Annotated in this window: 23 protein-coding genes; all 23 read left to right on the top strand. The window is 61.2% G+C overall.

Translation table 11 applies throughout. From position 1 onward, the window contains the following. The first annotated feature begins 4 nt into the window (after nucleotides 1-4). The 23 genes from DYST_RS02920 (at nucleotide 5) to DYST_RS03025 (ending at nucleotide 18,804) form a co-directional block, all read left to right on the top strand. Nucleotides 5-682, top strand: a complete 678-nt coding sequence (locus DYST_RS02920; RefSeq protein WP_239949917.1) for a flagellar hook-basal body protein — start codon at nucleotides 5-7, stop codon at nucleotides 680-682. A 10-nt stretch (nucleotides 683-692) separates the two neighbouring features. Then, the gene (locus DYST_RS02925) at nucleotides 693-1,460 is read left to right on the top strand and encodes a flagellar hook-basal body protein (RefSeq protein WP_102303257.1); all 768 of its coding nucleotides are present in this window, start codon (nucleotides 693-695) and stop codon (nucleotides 1,458-1,460) included. Nucleotides 1,461-1,462: 2 nt separating this feature from the next. Beyond that, nucleotides 1,463-2,167 (top strand): flagellar basal body P-ring formation chaperone FlgA, encoded by a 705-nt coding sequence (gene flgA / locus DYST_RS02930; RefSeq protein WP_239949918.1) that lies wholly within the window; start codon nucleotides 1,463-1,465, stop codon nucleotides 2,165-2,167. Continuing rightward, entirely contained in the window at nucleotides 2,157-2,747 is a 591-nt protein-coding gene (locus tag DYST_RS02935) for a flagellar basal body L-ring protein FlgH (RefSeq protein ID WP_158241337.1), read from the top strand. The genes flgA and DYST_RS02935 overlap by 11 nt, the downstream gene beginning before the upstream one ends. Further along, nucleotides 2,744-3,856, top strand: a complete 1,113-nt coding sequence (locus DYST_RS02940) for a flagellar basal body P-ring protein FlgI (RefSeq protein ID WP_239949920.1) — start codon at nucleotides 2,744-2,746, stop codon at nucleotides 3,854-3,856. Before DYST_RS02935 ends, DYST_RS02940 begins: the two co-directional genes overlap by 4 nt. A gap of 8 nt (nucleotides 3,857-3,864) precedes the next feature. Next, nucleotides 3,865-4,233, top strand: coding sequence for a flagellar basal body rod protein FlgB (locus DYST_RS02945; protein ID WP_102303261.1), 369 nt, complete (start codon nucleotides 3,865-3,867; stop codon nucleotides 4,231-4,233). Between the two features lie 2 nt (nucleotides 4,234-4,235). Then, nucleotides 4,236-4,649 (top strand): flagellar basal body rod protein FlgC, encoded by a 414-nt coding sequence (locus DYST_RS02950; RefSeq protein WP_233202414.1) that lies wholly within the window; start codon nucleotides 4,236-4,238, stop codon nucleotides 4,647-4,649. Next, nucleotides 4,646-4,948 carry a flagellar hook-basal body complex protein FliE gene (gene fliE / locus DYST_RS02955; protein ID WP_239949921.1) on the top strand — a complete coding sequence of 101 codons (303 nt, stop codon included), beginning with the start codon at nucleotides 4,646-4,648 and terminating at the stop codon, nucleotides 4,946-4,948. The genes DYST_RS02950 and fliE overlap by 4 nt, the downstream gene beginning before the upstream one ends. A gap of 39 nt (nucleotides 4,949-4,987) precedes the next feature. Beyond that, nucleotides 4,988-6,412 (top strand): flagellar basal-body MS-ring/collar protein FliF, encoded by a 1,425-nt coding sequence (fliF, locus tag DYST_RS02960; RefSeq protein ID WP_239949923.1) that lies wholly within the window; start codon nucleotides 4,988-4,990, stop codon nucleotides 6,410-6,412. Further along, entirely contained in the window at nucleotides 6,409-6,858 is a 450-nt protein-coding gene (locus DYST_RS02965; RefSeq protein WP_239949925.1) for a hypothetical protein, read from the top strand. The genes fliF and DYST_RS02965 overlap by 4 nt, the downstream gene beginning before the upstream one ends. Further along, nucleotides 6,855-7,490 (top strand): FliH/SctL family protein, encoded by a 636-nt coding sequence (locus DYST_RS02970; RefSeq protein WP_239949926.1) that lies wholly within the window; start codon nucleotides 6,855-6,857, stop codon nucleotides 7,488-7,490. Before DYST_RS02965 ends, DYST_RS02970 begins: the two co-directional genes overlap by 4 nt. Then, nucleotides 7,490-8,815 (top strand): FliI/YscN family ATPase, encoded by a 1,326-nt coding sequence (locus DYST_RS02975; RefSeq protein ID WP_239949928.1) that lies wholly within the window; start codon nucleotides 7,490-7,492, stop codon nucleotides 8,813-8,815. Before DYST_RS02970 ends, DYST_RS02975 begins: the two co-directional genes overlap by 1 nt. Continuing rightward, nucleotides 8,812-9,261: a hypothetical protein gene (locus DYST_RS02980; protein ID WP_102303268.1), complete on the top strand. Its 450-nt coding sequence runs from the start codon at nucleotides 8,812-8,814 to the stop codon at nucleotides 9,259-9,261. The genes DYST_RS02975 and DYST_RS02980 overlap by 4 nt, the downstream gene beginning before the upstream one ends. After that, entirely contained in the window at nucleotides 9,261-10,067 is an 807-nt protein-coding gene (locus DYST_RS02985) for a hypothetical protein (RefSeq protein ID WP_239949930.1), read from the top strand. The genes DYST_RS02980 and DYST_RS02985 overlap by 1 nt, the downstream gene beginning before the upstream one ends. Before the next feature lies 1 nt (nucleotide 10,068). After that, the gene (locus DYST_RS02990) at nucleotides 10,069-10,488 is read left to right on the top strand and encodes a flagellar hook assembly protein FlgD (RefSeq protein ID WP_239949932.1); all 420 of its coding nucleotides are present in this window, start codon (nucleotides 10,069-10,071) and stop codon (nucleotides 10,486-10,488) included. A 10-nt stretch (nucleotides 10,489-10,498) separates the two neighbouring features. Next, nucleotides 10,499-11,659 (top strand): flagellar hook protein FlgE, encoded by a 1,161-nt coding sequence (locus tag DYST_RS02995; protein ID WP_239949934.1) that lies wholly within the window; start codon nucleotides 10,499-10,501, stop codon nucleotides 11,657-11,659. Beyond that, nucleotides 11,656-12,408 (top strand): hypothetical protein, encoded by a 753-nt coding sequence (locus tag DYST_RS03000; RefSeq protein ID WP_239949935.1) that lies wholly within the window; start codon nucleotides 11,656-11,658, stop codon nucleotides 12,406-12,408. The genes DYST_RS02995 and DYST_RS03000 overlap by 4 nt, the downstream gene beginning before the upstream one ends. 15 nt (nucleotides 12,409-12,423) lie before the next feature. Further along, nucleotides 12,424-12,726: a FliM/FliN family flagellar motor switch protein gene (locus DYST_RS03005; RefSeq protein ID WP_239949937.1), complete on the top strand. Its 303-nt coding sequence runs from the start codon at nucleotides 12,424-12,426 to the stop codon at nucleotides 12,724-12,726. A gap of 1 nt (nucleotide 12,727) precedes the next feature. Beyond that, a complete protein-coding gene (locus DYST_RS03010) occupies nucleotides 12,728-13,129 on the top strand; it encodes a hypothetical protein (RefSeq protein WP_239949939.1) in 402 nt (133 codons plus the stop codon). A 56-nt stretch (nucleotides 13,130-13,185) separates the two neighbouring features. Beyond that, nucleotides 13,186-13,863, top strand: a complete 678-nt coding sequence (gene fliP, locus DYST_RS03015) for a flagellar type III secretion system pore protein FliP (RefSeq protein WP_102303342.1) — start codon at nucleotides 13,186-13,188, stop codon at nucleotides 13,861-13,863. Beyond that, nucleotides 13,817-14,578: a sigma-70 family RNA polymerase sigma factor gene (locus DYST_RS03020; RefSeq protein ID WP_275666921.1), complete on the top strand. Its 762-nt coding sequence runs from the start codon at nucleotides 13,817-13,819 to the stop codon at nucleotides 14,576-14,578. The genes fliP and DYST_RS03020 overlap by 47 nt, the downstream gene beginning before the upstream one ends. A gap of 18 nt (nucleotides 14,579-14,596) precedes the next feature. Further along, a complete protein-coding gene (locus tag DYST_RS24255; RefSeq protein WP_428993978.1) occupies nucleotides 14,597-14,866 on the top strand; it encodes a transposase in 270 nt (89 codons plus the stop codon). A gap of 536 nt (nucleotides 14,867-15,402) precedes the next feature. Further along, nucleotides 15,403-18,804, top strand: coding sequence for a hybrid sensor histidine kinase/response regulator (locus tag DYST_RS03025; RefSeq protein WP_239949942.1), 3,402 nt, complete (start codon nucleotides 15,403-15,405; stop codon nucleotides 18,802-18,804). Nucleotides 18,805-18,830: the final 26 nt, after the last annotated feature.

Here is an 18,830-nt window from a genome sequence, read left to right on the forward strand (position 1 = left end):
GTCCATGAGTAACGTCATTTCCAGTATTGCCAGTTACCTCAGCCGGGACGTCGAGTCGCTCGATGTCATCGGCCAGAACGTCGCGAACATGCGGACGGCCGGCTATCGCACCGAGCGTCTCAAGGGTGACTTCCGTACTGCGACCGGCGCCGATGACCGCGCCCTCAGCATGCTGGATGGCAACCTCGACAAGACCGGCGCGCCGCTGGATCTCGCCATTCAGGGTGCGGGCTTCTTCGTGGTGGACCAGAACGGCCAGGAGCGCCTGACGCGCAATGGGCAGTTTCATATCGACGCCGATCACCAGCTGGTGGATGCCATGGGCCGCCCCGTGTTGGGCGAAGCTGGGCCGATCACGCTCGACAGTGCCTCCGTACACATTGGTGTCGATGGCGCCATCAAGGATGGCGACAAAGAGATCGACACGCTGAGGATCGTCGGCATCGCCAACGCCGATGGCTTGCGCGAGATCGGCGATGGCCTCTATGCGTACGACGGTGCGACCGGCGACTGGAACGGCACCTTGCACCAGGGTGCACTGGAGCGCTCCAACGTCGACCCCGGCACCGAAATGGTGCGCCTGATGGAAGTGACTCGGCACGCGCAATCCGTGCAACGCGCCATTCAGGCCTATGACGCCGCCATGCAGGGCGGTATTTCCCACCTTGGCGACAACGCCTGAGGAGCACGAGATGATCGACGCGCTTTATATCGCTACCTCCGGCCTGAAAAGCCAGCAGAGCCAGATCGATACGCTCTCCAACAATATTTCCAACATGCAGACGCCGGGCTTCAAGGCCAAGCGCGTTGCGTTCGGCGACATCGCGACCATGTCGCCTGCCCAGGTGGCCGCAGGGCTTTCGCCGGAGAGCGAAGGCGCCGGTTCGGAAATTATTGCCACGACAGCGCTGTTCTCGCAGGGTCAGGTGATGCAGACCAACAACACCTGGGATCTCGCCATTCAGGGCAGCGGCTTCTTCGAGGTGGTGGACGGTAACGGCAACCATCTGTACACCCGCGCCGGCCAACTTCACGTGGATAGCGAGGGCTACCTCTCTACGGTCGATGGCAATCGATTGGCGCAGGAAATCCAGATTCCGCCGGACGCCGCGCAAATTCAGATCAACCAGAGTGGGCAGATCTACGCGAACGTCGGCGGCAGTGCCACGCAAACATTGTTGGGCACGATCGAGCTGAGCGTGTTCCCTTCTGCGGACGGGCTGCAATCGGTGGGTGGCAACAATTTTTCAGCCACGCAGGCCTCGGGTGACCCCAGCGTGGAGAAGGCGAACGAGAACGGCACTGGCAGCATTCTGCAGGGCTCACTGGAGAGCTCGAATGTGGACATGGTGTCGGAGATGTCTTCGCTGGTGATCGCGCAACGGGCCTATCAGCTCAATGCACGCGTGCTGCAGGCATCTGACCAGATTCTCGACACCATCAATAATCTCCGGCAGTAAGCATGCGCCTGCTTCTTTTCGCTCTCGCCATCTTGTTGTTGCCCCTGCGCCTTATGGCCGGGGATGCGCAGCAGACAGTGGTCGCATCCCGACTGGTCGATGCGGCCCAGATCGTGCTGCGCGAGCGCCTGCCGGGCAACGGCGATGCGACGCTGTCCACCATGGGGGCGCCGGAGGACGTTCGCGTACCCACCGGTGCGGTGAGCATCAAAGCCCGCGACGTCAGCGGGCGCTGGCCGCGTTCGCGCGTTGGCGTGCCGGTGGATGTGTTGGTCGATGGCAGGGTTGTTCGGTCTGCCACAGTGTGGTTTGCCGTGAGCGTTCGCGGCAAAGCGCTCACTTACAGCGAGGACGCTGCCATGGGTGTGCCGGCGCAGTCCCTGCGTACGCAGGCCGCCGACATTGACATGGCGGCGCTCCAGGAAACGCCAGTCGAAAGCCCCGAAGCACTAGATGGCCTGCGCCTGCGCAGGCCGGTGCAGGCGGGCGCGCCCGTTCTGTCGAGTGATTTTGAAAAGATTCCAGACGTCGATCGACGGGAGAAGGTGCGTGTGCTCGCGAGCTACGGCGCCATTCATCTGACGACGCACGGCGTCGCCAACAGCACGGGGAATGCGGGGGACGTGGTTCCCGTGCTGGTTGATGGTGCCGATGTGCCGGTGCGTGCTCGGGTTACCGATAAGGGAGTGGTCGAAGTTGTCCAGTAAACACGTCATTGCGCTCATTCTGGCCTGCGTGCTGATGGCGCCGCGCTTGCATGCTCAGCATGCCGACGGCTCGATGATCGAGCCGGATACCTATCGGGGCCTGGCTGCCGACCGGCGTGCCCATCAGGTGGGGGACACCCTCACCGTGGTGGTCACCGAGACGGCGCAGGCATCCGCCAGCGCCAATACCGATGCGGATAGCGGCGTACAGCTTGCTGCCAACGTGCAGAGCAAGCGTTCGCAACATAACTACGGCGTCGGTTTGTCAGGTTCGGATGCGGGTGAAGGCAAGACGACCCGCGCCGGCATGCTACAGGCGCAGCTGACGGTGCGCGTCATGGCCGTGGAAGGCGACGAGATGCTACGCATTCGCGGTGAGCAGACCGTGGTTGTAAACGGCGAGAAACAACACTTCGCGCTGACGGGACTTGTGCGGCCGGAGGACATCTCGTCCACAAACGTGATCCTTTCCAATCGGATCAGCGAAGCGAACATCGAGTTCACCGGCCAGGGCGACGTATCCGAAGCCCAGCGCCGCAGCATCCTTTATCGCATTACGCGCTGGTTGCACCTCATATGAAATATCTTGGCTTTGTCATTGCGTTGCTGGGCATAACCGCATTTCCCGTGCACGCGGATGCTGTCAGCGTCCGCCTGAAGGAAATCGCCCGCATCGAGGGCGTGCGCGATAACCCGTTGACAGGATACGGCCTAGTGATCGGCTTGGCCGGTACGGGCGATACGAGCAAGAACCACCTCACGGTGCAGTCGGTGGCCAGTACGCTGAGCCACTTTGGCGTGAACATCAGCCCCGATGATCTCAATAGTCGCAACGTGGCGGCTGTGCTCGTGACGTCGACATTGCCGGCGTTTGCCGAATCAGGGCAGAAGCTGGATGTGTCGGTGTCCTCGCTGGGTGATGCGCGCAGCCTGTCGGGCGGCGTATTGCTGCTGACGCCACTCAACGGCCCGGATGGAAAGCTTTATGCCCTCGCGCAGGGTGCGCTTTCCGTCGGCGGTTACGACGTGCGCTCGTTCGGCAGCGTGGAGCAGAAAAATCACCCCACGGTGGGCCGCGTGCCAGATGGTGCATCGGTCGAAAGGGAGGCGCCACTGGGGCTCAATACGGACAGCCGCACGCTGGACGTCGTGCTTTACCAGCCGGATTTCACCACGGCCGAGCGAGTGGCTGAATCCTTGCGTCGCAACGCAGGCGTCAACGCCGTGGCGGAACACGCCGGCAAGGTAAAGGTGGTGTTTCCCTCGCCGCAGACTGACATGGTGCGGGCCATTTCAATGATCGAGAACGTGCCGGTGGTGCCCGATGCCATTGCTCGCGTGGTGGTCAACGAGCGCACCGGAACCGTGGTGTCGGGCGGTGACGTGCGACTTGGCAGCGTGACCATCTCGCAAGGCGATCTGCGCGTCTCGGTGCAGACCGACTACCTCGTGTCGCAGCCCGAGGGGCTTATCAACCCCTCTCGCAATATCGGCACGGCGGTCGTGCCGCAGTCGACCATCCGCGTGCAGGACCCGGAGGCCCGCATGGTCAACATGCCCAACGGCGCCACCGTGGCCGATCTGGTCGGGGCACTGCGTGCCATCCATCTGTCGACGCGGGACGTGATCACCATTCTTCAATCCATCAAGGCCGCCGGCGCGTTGCACGGCGACCTGGTTATTCAGTGAGGCATGCCATGGATCTGACTACTGAGGCTTTGCGCCTGAGCATGGGGCTGGCGCGAACACGCGCGGAAGTGGCGAGCGCCAATATCGCCAATGTCGACACCCCGGGGTACCGCGCGCAGCGCGCGGATTTCGGGCAGGCCGTGGGACTTCTGCAGCAGGCCGCCTCCCATGCCGAGATGAGTGGCGAGACGCTACGTGTGGAAGGGGAGCGGGACATTGCTTCGAAAGTCACGAGATCGGACGCAGACGATGCGGGCGTGCAGCTTGATGGCGAGGTGGCCGATCTCGAGGCCGCCAGCACGGACTATCAGTCGATGACGGCTGTGCTTTCCCGTCGTTTCTCACTCATGCAGCTTGCGCTGGCAGGCAGGAACTAATCATGGTGGATCAGATTTTTGCGGCGACACGCTACGGCCTTGAGTACGAGCGTCTGAGGCTGGAGGCGGCGAGCCACAACATTGCTGTCGCCAATACGCCCAGCGACAGTTCGCGGTCTTCGCAGTTGATGCGCGTATCCACCACGTTTCTTCCGCATGTGGGCGTGCAGGGCGCGGATGCCGGGCATTGGCCGCGCGCCATGCTGGTTGGCACGCAAGCTGCCGAGCGCAAGGTGCACGATCCGTCGGATCCGGCCGCGGACAAGGACGGCATGGTGAGCTACCCGAAAGTGGATATGGTCCAGGAAATGAGCGAACTGATGGACGCCAGCCGAGCCTATGAGGCAAACGTCAGGGCGTTCAATACGCTGCGTGGCATGGCGCTGCATGCGCTGGATCTGGGCGGTGGCGCATGAGCATCGCGGCCATTGACCCCATTGCGATCGGAAAGATCGACGCGGCGCACGAGGCTACGCCACTTAACCTTACCCAGGGAGAAAAGTTCATCGATGCCCTGGGTGATGGACTCAACAGCATCAACGCGGATCTTTCGCAGGCCGACTCGCTGGCACGGCAGATGGCTGCGGGCGATAAGGTGCCCGTGCACGACGTGATGATCGCCTTTGAGCAGGCGCACCTGAAGTTGCAGATGGCAGTGGAGGTGCGCAACCGAGTGGTGGATGCGTACCAGAACCTGACCAACATGCAGTTGTAATCGTACGTCGTGGACGGCAGTTCTATGCCCGGAGCAGGTATGCAGCAGTTTTTCTCTAATCTATCCCGACGTTCTCGCGTCGCCTTCGCATTGGGGGCGCTCGCTATTGTGGGGATCACCGGCGGAGCCGCGTGGTGGCTGGGCCACCCTGATTACGGCGTGCTATTTCGCGACCTGAAGGATGCGGACGCCGCCGAAATCACCATGGCGCTGGGCCAGATGCAGGTTCCTTATCGCATTACGGATGGCGGGCATTCGATCCTGGTGCCCGGCGATGCCGTGTACGACACGCGCATGAAGCTCGTATCTCAAGGCGTTCCCAAGGGTGGGAGCGTCGGGTTCGAGTTGTTCAAGGATTCGGACTATGGCGTGACGGAATTCGCCCAGCGCGTGAATTTCCAGCGCGCGTTGCAGGGCGAGCTGGAACGCACTATTGATGCGATGGACGAGGTGTCGTCGTCGCGCGTGCACCTGACCATTCGGCGGGACGATCTGTTCGCGCACGACGGTGATGCCTCCAAAGCCTCCGTGAGCATTGCCATCAAGCCGGGCAAGCACGTGGATGCCCGCCAGGTGGTGGGTGTGCAGCGCCTTGTCGCATCCGCGGTCGAAGGATTGACGTCGGACGCCGTGGTGGTGCTCGACGGCAACGGCACGGTGCTGTCCGCGCACGCTGTGGATGGCTCTGGCTTTGCCGCAGACGACCGCATGGACGAGCAGTCGCATCTCGAGTTGCAGTTGCGCCAGAAGGTGTCGACATTGCTGCACCGCGCACTCGCCAACGACGATTTCACCGTGTCGGTGGATGTTCGCCTCAACTACGACCACGTGAAGCAAGTGCGCGAGCGCCTTATTGCACAGGGTAAGGACGGTAACGGGCTGTTGGTCAGGGAAAAAACCGGATCCAGCGGTAAGTCCGCCGACGACTCCGATCCCGATCGCCTGAAGCCCGGCTCGTCGAGCACTGACCGCGAAGTGGAGTATGCGCACGGACGCGAGCAAGAAGAGATCGTGCAGGCGCCTGGGCGTATTGAGCGAATTTCCGTGGGCATCGTGGTGCCAGACGCCATGCCTTCGGGCGAGTTGTCCAAACTATCGGATGTGGTCTCCGCGGGTCTGGGCCTGGATCCGAATCGGGGCGACAAGGTGGATATCGCATCCATCGCGCCGCCGGTGACCCTGGCGAACGACAAGCCTCATGTGGCGAGCACGAACGGATCCTCGGCCGAGACCTCGTCGGTGGACGATACCGATGGTGCGCAGCAAGCCCGGGGTGACGCCATGCGTGTGAGTCGCATGCCTACCTGGGCCTATCTCGCCCTTGGCGCGGGAGCGTTCCTGCTGGTCGCGCTGTGGATGGCCTTTAGCACGCGCCCCCGCCCCCGCCGGCTTACCGCGCCGGAACGCGAAGAGGCGCTCCAGCGACTCCGTCAGTGGATTTCCACGGCTGAGGTGAAGTCGTGAATGCAGCGGGCATGCGCAAGGCGGCGGTTTATCTGGCGTCGCTGCATCCAACGGATCGACGCTGGTTGTTGGCGCAGTTGCCCGTGGCGTCGGCGCAACAGTTGTGGGCGCTTGCCGAAGAAGCAGAGCCTCTGGTTCGCGCGATGCCTGAATCGCTGCACGCGCTGTTGGCGGAGCAGGATCAGCACGATGCTATTGAAGTGCCCACGCCAGACCTTTTGATCGGAGCAATCAATACGCTCGATGAACCATGGGCGGCGCGGATGATCGCCGGTGCTGCGCGGGATCACGCGGAAATCTATCTCGCCGCCTGTTTCCGGCAGCGCGCCATCGGCATACGCAGCGAACTGATGACGTTGCCGCAGAAGTTTCCCGCGGCACTGGCGCAGTGTCTTGCTGAGGAGCTGTCCTTGATGGCCAATCAGGCTGAGGCGGCATCCGCATGATCCGCCGTTTGTCCGATGCCATGGGTGCAGATAGCGCCATGCCCTATCTGCCCACGCAGGTTGCGTCTTCCGCAATGCCGGAAGTGGCGCCCGCAGACACCAAGGCTTATAGCGACGGCTACCGCGAGGGATTCGAGGCGGGCGATGAAGATAGTCGGCGCGAAGCCGAAGCAAGATTGGCTGCGATCGAGAATGAGCTGCGCGGTCGATTCGAAACGGCTGAGTCATTGCTACATGCCGAGCGCGAGCGCCTGTCCGTCCTTCTGGAGCGGCTGGCAGAGTCCGAAGCCCAGCGTGTGATGGCGATGGAGGCCGCAGCCTTCGAGATCGCCTTGCTTTGCATTTCAAAAGCGTTTGGCGAGCGTGATGGCGATCAGGCGCTTATCGGCCGCCTGGTCTCCGGCATGGTGCAGGAATTTCGTTCGGACGCTGTGCGTCTGCAGGTGGCGGATAGCGACAGACAGCTGTTGCCCGAGCAAATCGACGGCATGGCTATCGAGTCAGATCCCGCAATGTCGCCAGGCTCCTGTGCGCTGGTCACTCAGCGCGGGCGCATTGAGACGTCCATCGCCGAGCGCCTGACGACCATCCATCAGGCCATGGTCGATTCGCTCCAAGGGGCAGGACCCTGATGGGTGCCGCGGTGGCGAAGCTCGAACGTATCCTTGCCAGTGCTACCTGGGTGCGTCGCGTTGGACGCTTGGTGGCGTTCAATGGCCTGGTGATCGAAGCCGAGGGTCCGGATGCGGTGATCGGCGAGTTGTGCCATGTCTTCGGCGATGCCAATGAAGCGCCGGTGCTTGCCGAAGTGGTGGGCTTTCGCGAAGGCCGCGTACTGTTAATGCCGTTCGGTCACCTTCGTGGCAAGCCGGTGGGAGCCGTCGTGGAGGCGCTCGGTCGTCGACTGCGTGTCCCTGTAGGGCGCGACATGATCGGCAGAGTGTCGGACGCCTTCGGCAATCCGCTCGATGATAAGCCGCCGTTCCGCGCCGAGACGGACCGGGACCTGTATGGAAGTGCCATCAATCCCTTGGCGCGTGCACCACTGAGCGAGGGCCTCGAAACTGGCGTTCGTGCCATCGACACCTTGGTGCCCTTGGCCAAGGGGCAGCGCGTTGGCATCTTCGCGGGCAGTGGCGTGGGAAAGAGCACCTTGCTTGGCATGCTCGCCGGTCATGTCCGTGCAGACGTCATCGTGGTTGGGTTGATCGGGGAGCGTGGTCGCGAAGTCGCGGACTTTCTCCACGATGCGCTGAGCAAGGAGGGGCGGGCACGCTCCGTATTGATCGTGGCGACCGCTGACCAGCCGGCGCTGCAGCGTACTCATGCCGTCCATGCTGCCCATGCCGTGGCCGAGTATTTCCGGGATCTCGGCAAGGACGTCCTGCTGGTGATCGATTCCATCACGCGATTCGCTATGGCTCAGCGCGAAGTGGGGCTGGCCACGGGGGAGCCGCCGACATCTCGCGGCTACCCGCCGTCGGTGTTCAATCTGTTGCCACAGATCCTGGAGCGTGGAGGAAGCCTGAAGGGCTCCGGGACGATCACCGCCATCTACAGCGTGCTGGTGGAAGGCGACGACATGAACGAGCCCGTCGCTGATCACATGCGCGCGATTCTCGATGGCCATATCGCGCTCTCGCGTGATCTGGCATCGCGTGGGCAGCTTCCAGCGATCGATCTTCTCTCCAGCATCAGTCGCCTGCAGTCCAAGGTATGTCAGGCCGATGAGCTTGAGTTGATGCAACGCGTTCGTTCCATGATCGCAGTTCATGAAGCCTCGCGTGACCTGGTGGACATGGGGGCATATCAAGCGGGCGCGAACCCGTCGCTGGACGAGGCCCTGCGACGCCATCCGGATATGGTCGAGTTCATTCGCCAGATGCCCGGTGAACGGACCACGAAGGAGCGCAGCATGCATATGCTTCGCGAGCTGATGACAAAGGGCGCGGAATGAACGCACGTAAGGTTCGTTCCTACGAGGTCATGCGTCGCCTGGCTCACGTGCGCGAGTCACAGGCCTCGCTTGAACTGGCGGCGGCTATACGCGTCGAGGATGCGGCGGCAAAGGATGCAGCCGAAGCCGAGGCGCTTCGTGTTGCCGCAGCGGATGCGCGCTATCGCTGCCTTCATGTGCCCGGTGGCATGCCTATGGGCGAATACGCTTTGCTGACGACCCTGTGTGATTCGCTGCATGAGCGCGAAGCTGCAGCCAATGGCGCGTTGCAGGAGGCGGCGGAGCGCCGTCTGGCGAAAGCCGAGCACGCTGCGATGGCGGGTCGGTTCGTCGATCGCGTTGAGGATGAGTTGACCGTAAGCCGGCAGGCCTTCGCGTCGGTGCGTGAGGGGCGGTCGCTCGCGGATTCGCTCGACCTTTGGGTCAACGCCAGGGAGGGCGACTGATGGATCTTCTGCCGGTGCTCGGTGCCGCGGGTAGTTCGAACTTCAATAGCGCGCAGGGATCGTCTGCGGATTTCGCCGATGTGTTGAAGAAAGAGCCTGAACAAAAGCCGTCATCCAGAACACAGGATGAGTCGGCGGTGGCCATCGCGCGGCGTGAAGAGGCAGAGGGCGAGGCTTCGCGGCAAGGTCTGGCATCGCCAGACGAATCGAGCGAGGTACGCGCGGCGCTCGCTGTTTCATCCAGTGTGTTGTCGGCATCGGATATCGCGACGGTGGAGCAGGTGTTGTCAATGCGGGTGTTTGGGTTGCACTTGACGGCATCGGGTTATCTGTCTGAGTACGCCTTGTCGACATCGCAAACCACGCCATCGGATGAGCGCGAAACGGTCGTCAATGACGCGGCGACGAGCCAGGCCGAAATTGCAATAAACGACCCCGAGGAAATGGCGGGACGCCCGCTTGCATCGGTATCCGATGTCGATGAGCGCGGCCTTTTTGTCGGCCTCGAATCACCCGTGGAGTCATTGCTTGGCACGCCAGACGATGACGCGATGGCCATGCAAGCCATGATGGGCGCAGCAGCATGGACCGAAACCCGCTGGCAGGAGCGCTCTGTTCGCCTGTTCCAAAGGGCGGGCGGGAAGCACGTGGCGTGGTTGCGCGATTACACGCTTTCAGAAGACGAAGCCCGGTACTTGTCCGTTGAGCTCGTTCGGCATTGGCTCAGCCAGGGTATTTCCCTGCAAAGCATCGTTTGGAACGGCCGAGAACTCTGGTCATCCAACAACCTCAGTCAAGGAGAGTGACATGTCCGTCGAAGCCATCGGCAGTTCGTTGAGTACGTCCGATCCATCCGCTTTGTCGAGCTCGGGCATCAACGAGCAGGATTTCATCAAGCTGTTCGTCAGCGAGCTGCAGTTCCAGGATCCCATGCAGCCGCTGGACAACAGCCAGTTCCTCACGCAGCTCGCGCAGTTCGTGAGCATTGAACAGCAAAGCGAGGAGGTCAGCGGTATCAATAACCTTCTGACGCTCGACTCGTCCGATCAATCGCTAGGCTTGCTCTCGCACACCGTGCAGGTCGCCAACGCCGATGGCTCGACGACCACGGGCAAGGTGACCGGCATTCAATACACCAGCAATGGTGTGCAGATGACTATCTCCACAGGCACGAGCAACGTGGTGACGAATGTCGGCCTGTCCCAGATCCAGCTCGTCACTCCCTGAGGATTGACCCATGCCAAGCATCATGCAGGCTCTGTACAACAGTGTTTCCGGGCTTTTCAGCTTCTCCCAAACGCTGAATACGATCAGTAATAACGTGAGCAACATGAATACGCCCGGCTTTCGCGGGAGTGATTCGTTTCTTGAGAACGTGCTGGACGACGATGGCTCCAAGGTGGCGGGCTCCGGCCTGAATCTGAGCGAAGGTCAGATCGAGCAGACCAGCACGGCCACCGATGTCGCCATTGATGGTAAGGGTTTCTTCATTCTGCAAGACCCACAGGGTGTCACCTACTACACGCGCTCCGGCCAGTTCCAGTTCAATGACAAGGGTCAGTTGGTTGATTCGGTCAATCAGTACGTGGTTCAGGGCTACGCCACGAACGGCAGCTATGGCCCGATCGATATCTCGTCATTGCAGAAGCTTCCGGCGCAAGCGACGACTTCGATATCCATGGCGGGAAATATCGTGCCGAGCACCCCGGATACCGTGAACAACGTGACCGTTTATGACGCGCAGGGCAATTCGCATGTGCTCAGCGTCAGCCTGACGAACAGTACAACGACGACAGGCAGCTGGGCCGTCAATATTGCCGACAGTAGCGGCAAGTCGCTAGGCAGCGGCGAAATCCGCTTCAGTACGGATGGAACATTGCAGGCCGGTTACACGACGGTAACCGCCACCGGCAACTGGGGACCTGGTCCTCAGGCACTGACTTTCAACTTCGGCACGGCCGGAGGCCTGTCAGGTACTACGACCTTCTCCGGTGGAACAGCAACGCTAGCTGCGCAGGTGAAGGACGGCCATGGCGTGGTGGGTCTTAGTTCGGAGAGCTTTGACTCCACCGGGACGTTGCAGCTCAGTTATGCGGATGGCGAAACCAAGCAAGGCCCGCAGCTCGCGCTAGCGACATTTCAGGACGAATCGAGCCTGACGATGATTCAGGGCAATTTGTACCTGCAGCCACAGACACAGACGGCTCAGATTGGCAAGCCGAGCTCCACTGTTTTCGGAAAGATCGACGGCAGCAGCCTGGAGATGTCGAATGTGGACCTTACCCAGGAACTGGCTGACATGATCGTCATTCAGCGCGGTTATCAAGCGAGCTCCCGTGTCATGACTGTGTCCAGCGACATGCTCCAGCAGCTCTACGATTCCACGCGAGGTGGATGATGACCGATGCCTTGCGTTTTGGTTGGCTGGGTGAATCGCGGCGCATACCGCTGCACGCACTGCTGGCTCGGGAAGTCTCCGAATGGTCCAGGGACTGGTGGCTGGAGCATTCCTCCGCCGCGATCGATGTGTACCCGCTCGATGAATGGCTGCCTGTCGATAGCGAGGTTTCCACTTGGCGGATGGGCGAGGGCTGGTTCCAGCTTCACGCGCATCAAGGTGAGGCCGCATTGGGGGCCTATCTTGCGGCCACCGGCAGCACCGATGCCTCCGCTCTTGCTGAGCGAATAGGCGCGCGCGCATTGGCTGACCTGATCGCAAGGGTGGCTAAGCGTGCGGCGGTGCGCGCCCATGCAGCCACGGCGATTGCCGCTCCGGCAGCGGCTTGTCATCGGCCAGAACTCGGCGCCTATATGGCCACACTTTCGCTGGGCAGTCACACCCTTGCCATGGCCATGGACCGCACGGTGGTGGACCTGCTGGTTCCTCCTAAAAAGCACGAGAAGACGACGCTTGTTGGGCGTGCGCAGGCGATAGGCGGTGCGAGCGTTGCTTTGGAAGTTTGCATCGCGCTCGGCACCTCTTCGCTCTCGCAACTGGACAACCTGCAGGTCGGTGAGGTGCTCGTCGGAGACGCCCTGTTGACTGCGCCTGTTGAGCTGCGCGCGGCTGGATCGGGTGCAGTGGCTCTCGCAAAACTCGGTGTCGGGCAATCGTCCCGCATTGTCACGCTTACTCATTCCATCTGAACTCGGAACACCCCTATGAACGAAGATACTGTTGCCGCCGAGGCCATCACCACGAAAACGGAGGCGCCCGAAGTTCACCCGCTTATCAAGCGCAATCTCTCGCTGCTTGGCCACGTCAATGTCGCGCTGGACGTGGTGGTCGGGCAGGCGAACGTCTCGGTGGATCGACTGTTCTCCCTGGCGAAGGGCGATGTGGTAACGCTCGATGCGGACATGGATGCGCCGGTTGCGATTCGCCTGGATGGAAAGATTGTCGCGATGGGCTACCTAGTTGCCGTGGGCGACCAGTTTGGCGTCAAGATCTCGGAGATCCTCTGACATGCTCGGATGCGGAAGCATCGCGCTGGCGATCTTCCAGGCGGCGCCAGCCTCAGGCGGAATTCCGTTTCGCACGGAATCCGCCGTTTCGATGGATCGTCTGGTGCTCGCCATGGTGGTGCTTGTGCTGGTCTTGGTCTGTCTGGTGGCCGCCCTTTACCTTGCTCGCAAGAAGGGCTGGTTGAACCGCATAGCGCCACATGCCTCAACGGGGCAAGGGCAGGGTGGTCGGTCGGAGTTGTCTCTGCGGACATCCCGGCGCATCTCAGCCTTTACATCCGTTCACGTGCTTGCACACGGTGATCGCGAATTCGTGGTCGTAGAATCCGTTCGTGGTGCCACGGCGCAGGTTCAGATGTTGCCGGTGCCATTCGCCGGCGAAGCTCAGGAGCGTTCGCCGTGAAGAGTCGCGCTTGGGCTCTATTGGCTTGTGGCTTTGCTTGCCTGTTCGCCACCGGCATGCTTCACAGCGAGCCGCTGCCGGGATTCTTCAGTCGCCTGGCCAGCGATGACTACTCGCCCGTACTTCGCTCTTTCATCATGCTGTCGGCGCTGGCATTTCTCCCGCTGATGGTCATTGCACTGACAAGCTTCACGCGAATCATCGTGGTGCTGTCCCTGCTCAGAAACGCGCTCGGACTGCAGCAGACGCCACCCAATAGCGTGCTGCTCACGCTGGCGATCTTCCTGACGTTGTTCTCGATGAATCCCGTCTTCGAGGCGGTCAGGCAATCCGCGGTTGAGCCTTACAGCAGACACGAAATTTCCGCTGACGTGGCTATCGCCAAAGGGTTCGAGCCGTTCAAGCATTTCATGGTGCGTCAGACCCGCGAGGAGGATCTGCGTGCCGTGGTGCAGATGGCCAAGGTGCCGATGCCCAAGTCAATCGACGAGGTTGGGGCCCTCCAGCTTATTCCCGCTTTCATGCTGAGCGAGTTGCGCACGGCCTTCCAGATCGGCTTCGTCATCTTCCTTCCGTTCTTGTTGATCGATCTGGTCGTTGCGGCGATCTTGATGGCGCTTGGCATGATCATGCTTCCACCCACAACGATAAGCCTGCCTCTTAAGATCCTGCTTTTCCTTCTGGTCAATGGCTGGGCACTTCTTGCCCAGGCGCTGCTTAGTAGCTACCACTGACTGGCGTCGAGTATTGGACGCACACGAACACCAGCTTTGGGAGCGCTGGAGGGGTGGCCAGGACCACGTGGCCAGAGGCGAGCTGGTGGCCAGACACTCGGACTGGGCGCGCCAGATCGCCCGGTCCATCTATCGTCGCGTTTACGGTCTCTCCGGTATGTGGGAGGACTGCGCGCAGAACGCACTGGTGGGCTTGCTGGAGTCCATCGACCGGTTCGACCCCGCGCGGGGCATTGATTTCGAGCTCTACGCGCGTTATCGCGTGCGCGGTTGTGTTTTCAACGGGTTGAGGCTGTTGCGGCAAGGCCCGGAACGAATTGTCGGAAGAGAGGCGCGGAACGAGGTCGTCCGGGAGCGGGTGGAGTCGATTCAGGATGATGTGCCGGTTGACCCTCTGGAGGCTTTCGTTGCGACCGCTGTCGGGCTTGGATTGGGCGTTTTACTTGAAGCCCAGTCGCTACCCTTGGCATCCCTTCAACCGGATGCCTATGCGGTGACTGAGGAGAGGCAGCGAGACGCGTTGCTGGCTGATTGCGTTGCTGCGCTTCCAGAACGAGAGCGCCTGATACTCGTTTTGCACTACTACCATCACCTGCCATTTATCCAACTGGCTGAGCGCATGGAGGTCACCAAAGGCCGCGTGTCCCAGTTGCACAAACAGGCGATTGGGCGGCTAAGGCGCATGTTGCAAGACCACTGGACGGAATCAGTCTGATTTGCGACAGCTGGGCGGCTGGCGGAGTCCGGAACGGTGGTTGCCGACGTCTGTCGGCACACGGGGATTGCCAGGGCGATGTTCTACGCGTGGAAGAAGAAGTGCGCGAGTCGGGCATGGGTTTCGGTCTGCTCCATACGCACACCGGTCCGGATGGCTAAGTCACTACGTGGAATCAAAACGCGACGATGCGTGCGCAAGGGCAATAGTCTTGGCTATGGCATTGCTTTTGGGTTCTTACGTCTTGGTTTTTCCAGGTGCGACTCAATGGTTAGTGCCAAGTGGTGAGTACGCACACCGACGAAGTTGATCAGTCGAACCCATGGATCGTGATCGGCGCGCCAGGGTCTTGATCAGCGTTGGCCCATGTGCCGGAATCGGCCAGGAGCGGTCATATGTTTGTACTGGAAGCACGCCCATGCCTCGAAGCACCGCAATTCGCCACGTCTGCGTTGGGATTTGGGCGGCTGCCATGGCTGAACGTCATCGGGCGATATGTCCGTACTATGGACTCCCTCTGCAAGGGCCCCGTGCCCTAGCGTCCGTGTGCATTCGACATGAACGCTAGAGCTAAGCGATGCTTGGCGAAGGGGGGGGGCCATATACGGATCCAGCTAGGGAGACATCTCCTGGGGCGAGCAGGTTTTTAACTACTGTGAATTTCGGGACATTCAAGGCGGAGCTTGTCGGCAGGAATGTGCAGCGTTGTCACGAACCGATCTGAACGACAGTTCGTCAGGCGCCTCCGGCCTGGGCGAGGGCGAAGCTTCGCGTTGTTGTTCTTCCTGGCGTGGAGCTTACTAAGCACGCACGCGACCCTTGCCGTGCAATTGCCTGTTGCCATGCTAGGTCGGGACGTCGGCCTGGATAAGCAGGAAGTACGAACCCTCTATCAGGATCACGCCGGGTTCGTTTGGGTTGGCACGAGCACGGGCCTGTATGTGTTCGATGGCTCAAGCTTTCTGCAAATGGGGAATGCACAGGGGTTTCAGTCCGCCGAGGTCATCGGCATGGCTGAAGGCAGCTCTGGCGATTTCTGGGTCGCGACGCTTGCGGGTATGCAGGTGCGCCAGCAGGGGCGGTTCTCCGCATTCAATCCTGGGGGCATGCCCTTAGTGGCCGATCGCGGTCAGACATTTGTCGTGCAGTCTGACGACAGGCTGTTGGTGGTCAGTGAGCACCAGTTGCTGGTTGTGACTCGGAAGGGTAGCGAAGGCTGGCGGGTGCGGCCTATGTTTTCTCGAAAGCAGCGCCAGGAAGATCCGACGCTGAATCGGGTTAGCACGGTAACGGTGCAGGGAGATGCCATCTGGTTTGGCTGTGGCGACGGATTGTGCCGCCTTAACCAGGGGTTGGTAAGCCATTTTGGCGCTGGTGAGGGTGTGCGCCCGAGTCATTGGCAGGGCCTCTTATCGGCACGTGATGGCAGCTTGTGGGCGCTAGGTCAGGGCACGGTGCTTCGCCGGGCGCCGGGGGCGAATGCCTTTATCCAGCAAGACATTCCCGCAGGGCAGTCATGGTTGGACGGAGCCAGCGGCTTGCTGGCGGAAGATGCGCGAGGGAGCTTGGTCATCGGCACCAAGACAGGTCTTTTGCGCCTGGATGGCAACGGCTGGAGAGTTTTCGGCAATGCCTTTGGGCTCATGCCGGTGCCCATCCAACCAGTATCCACGCTGCTCACCGACCGCGATGGCAGCCTGTGGATAGGAAACGACGGCTGGGGCGTCGTGCATTGGAGTGCAAGCCGCTTCGTCGAGAACTGGAGTTCCTGGCAAGGATGGGATGGGCCGGAGCCCGCGGCGCTGAGTCGTGTGGACGCGCTTACCCTCTGGACTCCCGACGATGGTGAGCTTCCATCGGGTCCGGGTGACCAGCGCAGTCGCCGATGGCCTTTGACCTCGCTACCCCCGGGGCAGGCGCATATGAAGCGAACCGCGAAGGACGGCTCTGTGTGGACGTTTCACTTCGATGGCCGGATCACGCGACGCCGGCCCGGTGAAACCCGAACGTCGCCGGTGGTCAGCCTGAAAAGCTACATCCGAGGGGTCAAGACGAGTCGCTCGGGCGACTTCTGGATCTATACACAGGGCGGTATCGATGTTCTGAATCCAGAGACGGCAGCGGTGACGCACGACGAAGGTTTGCTGCCTGGCACGAGCTGTTTCGGCGTGGCGGAAGACCATGCCGGTTACATGTGGGCGGCCTGCAATACGGGGATCTATCGCCATGACGGCGTGTGGAATCACGTCGTCGTGCAACCCGTGAACAATGCCGACGGCTACGAGAGCATCACCATTACACCAGACGGCAGGTTGTGGGTCGGAACATCACACGCCGAGCTACTCGTGGGAGAAGCAACTGCCTCCGACGATCTGGTCATGCAGCCGGTGGGCAGAGATGCGTTGCGCGACGTGTCGAGGTTGGATTTTCTCGAAACTGACGCACGAGGATGGCTCTGGGTGGGGAGCCCCATGGGCCTGGATATCTTCGATGGCACCCGCTGGTCGCGCTTGGCCTCACGGGATGGTTTGCTTTTGGATGAGTCGGGTGTGATGGCTTTTCATGCCGAAACCGACGGTTCGGTATGGATCAATTCGAAGGCTGGTCTATCGCATCTGATCGATCCCGCTCGACTGCTCGCACCGCCAGCGTGGCATGCCAAGGTTATTGCGGCGGACTATGGCGAGGGCGATCTCTTCTCTACGCCGTCGGCGCGATTCGAGGAGGGCAAGACCCTCTCGTTGCGCGTGGCTGTACTCGGTAACAGCACAGGGAATCCGGTTCGTTATCGTTACCGCCTGGAGGGCGTGGACAAGGATTGGCGGGAAACCAACGACAGCACCGTCAGTTACCTGCTGCCTAGTTCCGGTACGTTTCGTTTCGAGGTGCAGGCCATCGATTTGAATCGAGGGCGCATATCTGCCCCCGAGGCCTGGGCGTTTGTGTTGACGGCGCCCTGGTGGCAGTCCCCATGGACAGCACTGCTGGTACTTCCCATCGTGTTTATAGCCATCGTTCTGATGTGGCGCTGGCGAAGCAGTGCCCTGATTGCCAGGACCCGGCAACTTGAGCAGATCGTGGAGCGCCGCACGGCTCAGCTCCGGGCCGCGCTTCATGCGCGCAATGATCTGCTGGCGAGGATCAGCCACGACCTGCGGTCGCCGCTCTCCAACATCATCGAATGCGTCAACCGGTGGCGTGCCGGTGACGCCAAGCGCGACTACCCCCGCATCATCGAACAAAGCGTATGGCAGCAAATCGCTTTGATCGATGACTTGCTGGAATTTGCGCAGGACGAGCATGCCGGTGCGGAGCTGGAGGAGACGGGAGGCTATTTGCATGCCTTCCTGACGGAAGTTGCGGCGCAGGCATGGTTGATGGCCGAACGAGGATCGAATCGGTTCGTCTATCGCTTTGATGAGCGCCTTCCCATCCTGATCAAGGTCGATTTTCGACGGTTGCGGCAGGTGCTCACGAACCTGCTGGGCAATGCGGCCAAGTTCACTCACGAAGGGCTTGTCGAATTCGATGTCAGCGTGGATGCGCACGAAGAGGAGCGCGTGCGCGTGCGCTTCACGGTTAGGGATAACGGCATCGGCCTTGCGTCTGAAGAGATCGACTCCCTGATGAAACCGTTTGTACGCGGCGCAAATGTCGAACATCGGGAAGGCAGCGGACTTGGCCTGTCGATCGTCGCGCAGTGGCTGGATCGCATGCGCTCCAGACTCGATGTGCGTCAATTGGCGACCGGCGGCAGCGAGTTCATCTTTGTGGTGACATTCGACCTGGCGGACGAGTCGGAAGCGACCTCCAATCTGCTGGATGACGACCCCATGGACGAGAGCCTCGATGGCCGCGGCCGGGTCATCGTCGTCGTGGATGACCAGCAGCAGAATCGCGACATGATCTGCGATCTGCTCGATAGCTACGGCTTTGCGAGCTTCCCGGCCGGTGACGGCAACGAAGCCCTGGCGATCATCGAGGAGCACCCGCCGGCCATGGTGATCACCGATCAGTACATGGATGGCATGAATGGATGGGTGCTGCTGGATGCACTGCGAAGGACGCAGCCGGATTTGCCCGTGGTGCTCTGTTCCGCTGCGCCGCCTCGTCGTCCTGCCGGCTGCGAGCCAGACCTGGATTTCGACGCCGTGCTCATCAAGCCCATCAGCGTTCGCCTGTTGTTGCAGGTTGTCGTGAGCCGGCTTGATGCGCTGCCTTCGTGATGCCCGCTCACATCCAAGATATCGTG

This window comes from Dyella terrae, from assembly GCF_022394535.1.
GTDB lineage: Bacteria > Pseudomonadota > Gammaproteobacteria > Xanthomonadales > Rhodanobacteraceae > Dyella.

Coding starts and splice junctions, on each gene's coding strand:
- flgA (WP_239949918.1), top strand. CDS start 1,463: ATGCGCCTGCTTCTTTTCGCTCTCGCCATCTTGTTGTTGCCCCTGCGC.
- DYST_RS02985 (WP_239949930.1), top strand. CDS start 9,261: ATGGATCTTCTGCCGGTGCTCGGTGCCGCGGGTAGTTCGAACTTCAAT.
- fliF (WP_239949923.1), top strand. CDS start 4,988: ATGCAGCAGTTTTTCTCTAATCTATCCCGACGTTCTCGCGTCGCCTTC.
- DYST_RS03010 (WP_239949939.1), top strand. CDS start 12,728: ATGCTCGGATGCGGAAGCATCGCGCTGGCGATCTTCCAGGCGGCGCCA.
- fliP (WP_102303342.1), top strand. CDS start 13,186: ATGCTTCACAGCGAGCCGCTGCCGGGATTCTTCAGTCGCCTGGCCAGC.
- fliE (WP_239949921.1), top strand. CDS start 4,646: ATGAGCATCGCGGCCATTGACCCCATTGCGATCGGAAAGATCGACGCG.
- DYST_RS03000 (WP_239949935.1), top strand. CDS start 11,656: ATGATGACCGATGCCTTGCGTTTTGGTTGGCTGGGTGAATCGCGGCGC.
- DYST_RS02925 (WP_102303257.1), top strand. CDS start 693: ATGATCGACGCGCTTTATATCGCTACCTCCGGCCTGAAAAGCCAGCAG.
- DYST_RS02945 (WP_102303261.1), top strand. CDS start 3,865: ATGGATCTGACTACTGAGGCTTTGCGCCTGAGCATGGGGCTGGCGCGA.
- DYST_RS02940 (WP_239949920.1), top strand. CDS start 2,744: ATGAAATATCTTGGCTTTGTCATTGCGTTGCTGGGCATAACCGCATTT.
- DYST_RS03005 (WP_239949937.1), top strand. CDS start 12,424: ATGAACGAAGATACTGTTGCCGCCGAGGCCATCACCACGAAAACGGAG.
- DYST_RS02920 (WP_239949917.1), top strand. CDS start 5: ATGAGTAACGTCATTTCCAGTATTGCCAGTTACCTCAGCCGGGACGTC.
- DYST_RS02950 (WP_233202414.1), top strand. CDS start 4,236: ATGGTGGATCAGATTTTTGCGGCGACACGCTACGGCCTTGAGTACGAG.
- DYST_RS02975 (WP_239949928.1), top strand. CDS start 7,490: ATGGGTGCCGCGGTGGCGAAGCTCGAACGTATCCTTGCCAGTGCTACC.
- DYST_RS02970 (WP_239949926.1), top strand. CDS start 6,855: ATGATCCGCCGTTTGTCCGATGCCATGGGTGCAGATAGCGCCATGCCC.
- DYST_RS03020 (WP_275666921.1), top strand. CDS start 13,817: ATGGCTGGGCACTTCTTGCCCAGGCGCTGCTTAGTAGCTACCACTGAC.
- DYST_RS02990 (WP_239949932.1), top strand. CDS start 10,069: ATGTCCGTCGAAGCCATCGGCAGTTCGTTGAGTACGTCCGATCCATCC.
- DYST_RS02980 (WP_102303268.1), top strand. CDS start 8,812: ATGAACGCACGTAAGGTTCGTTCCTACGAGGTCATGCGTCGCCTGGCT.
- DYST_RS02995 (WP_239949934.1), top strand. CDS start 10,499: ATGCCAAGCATCATGCAGGCTCTGTACAACAGTGTTTCCGGGCTTTTC.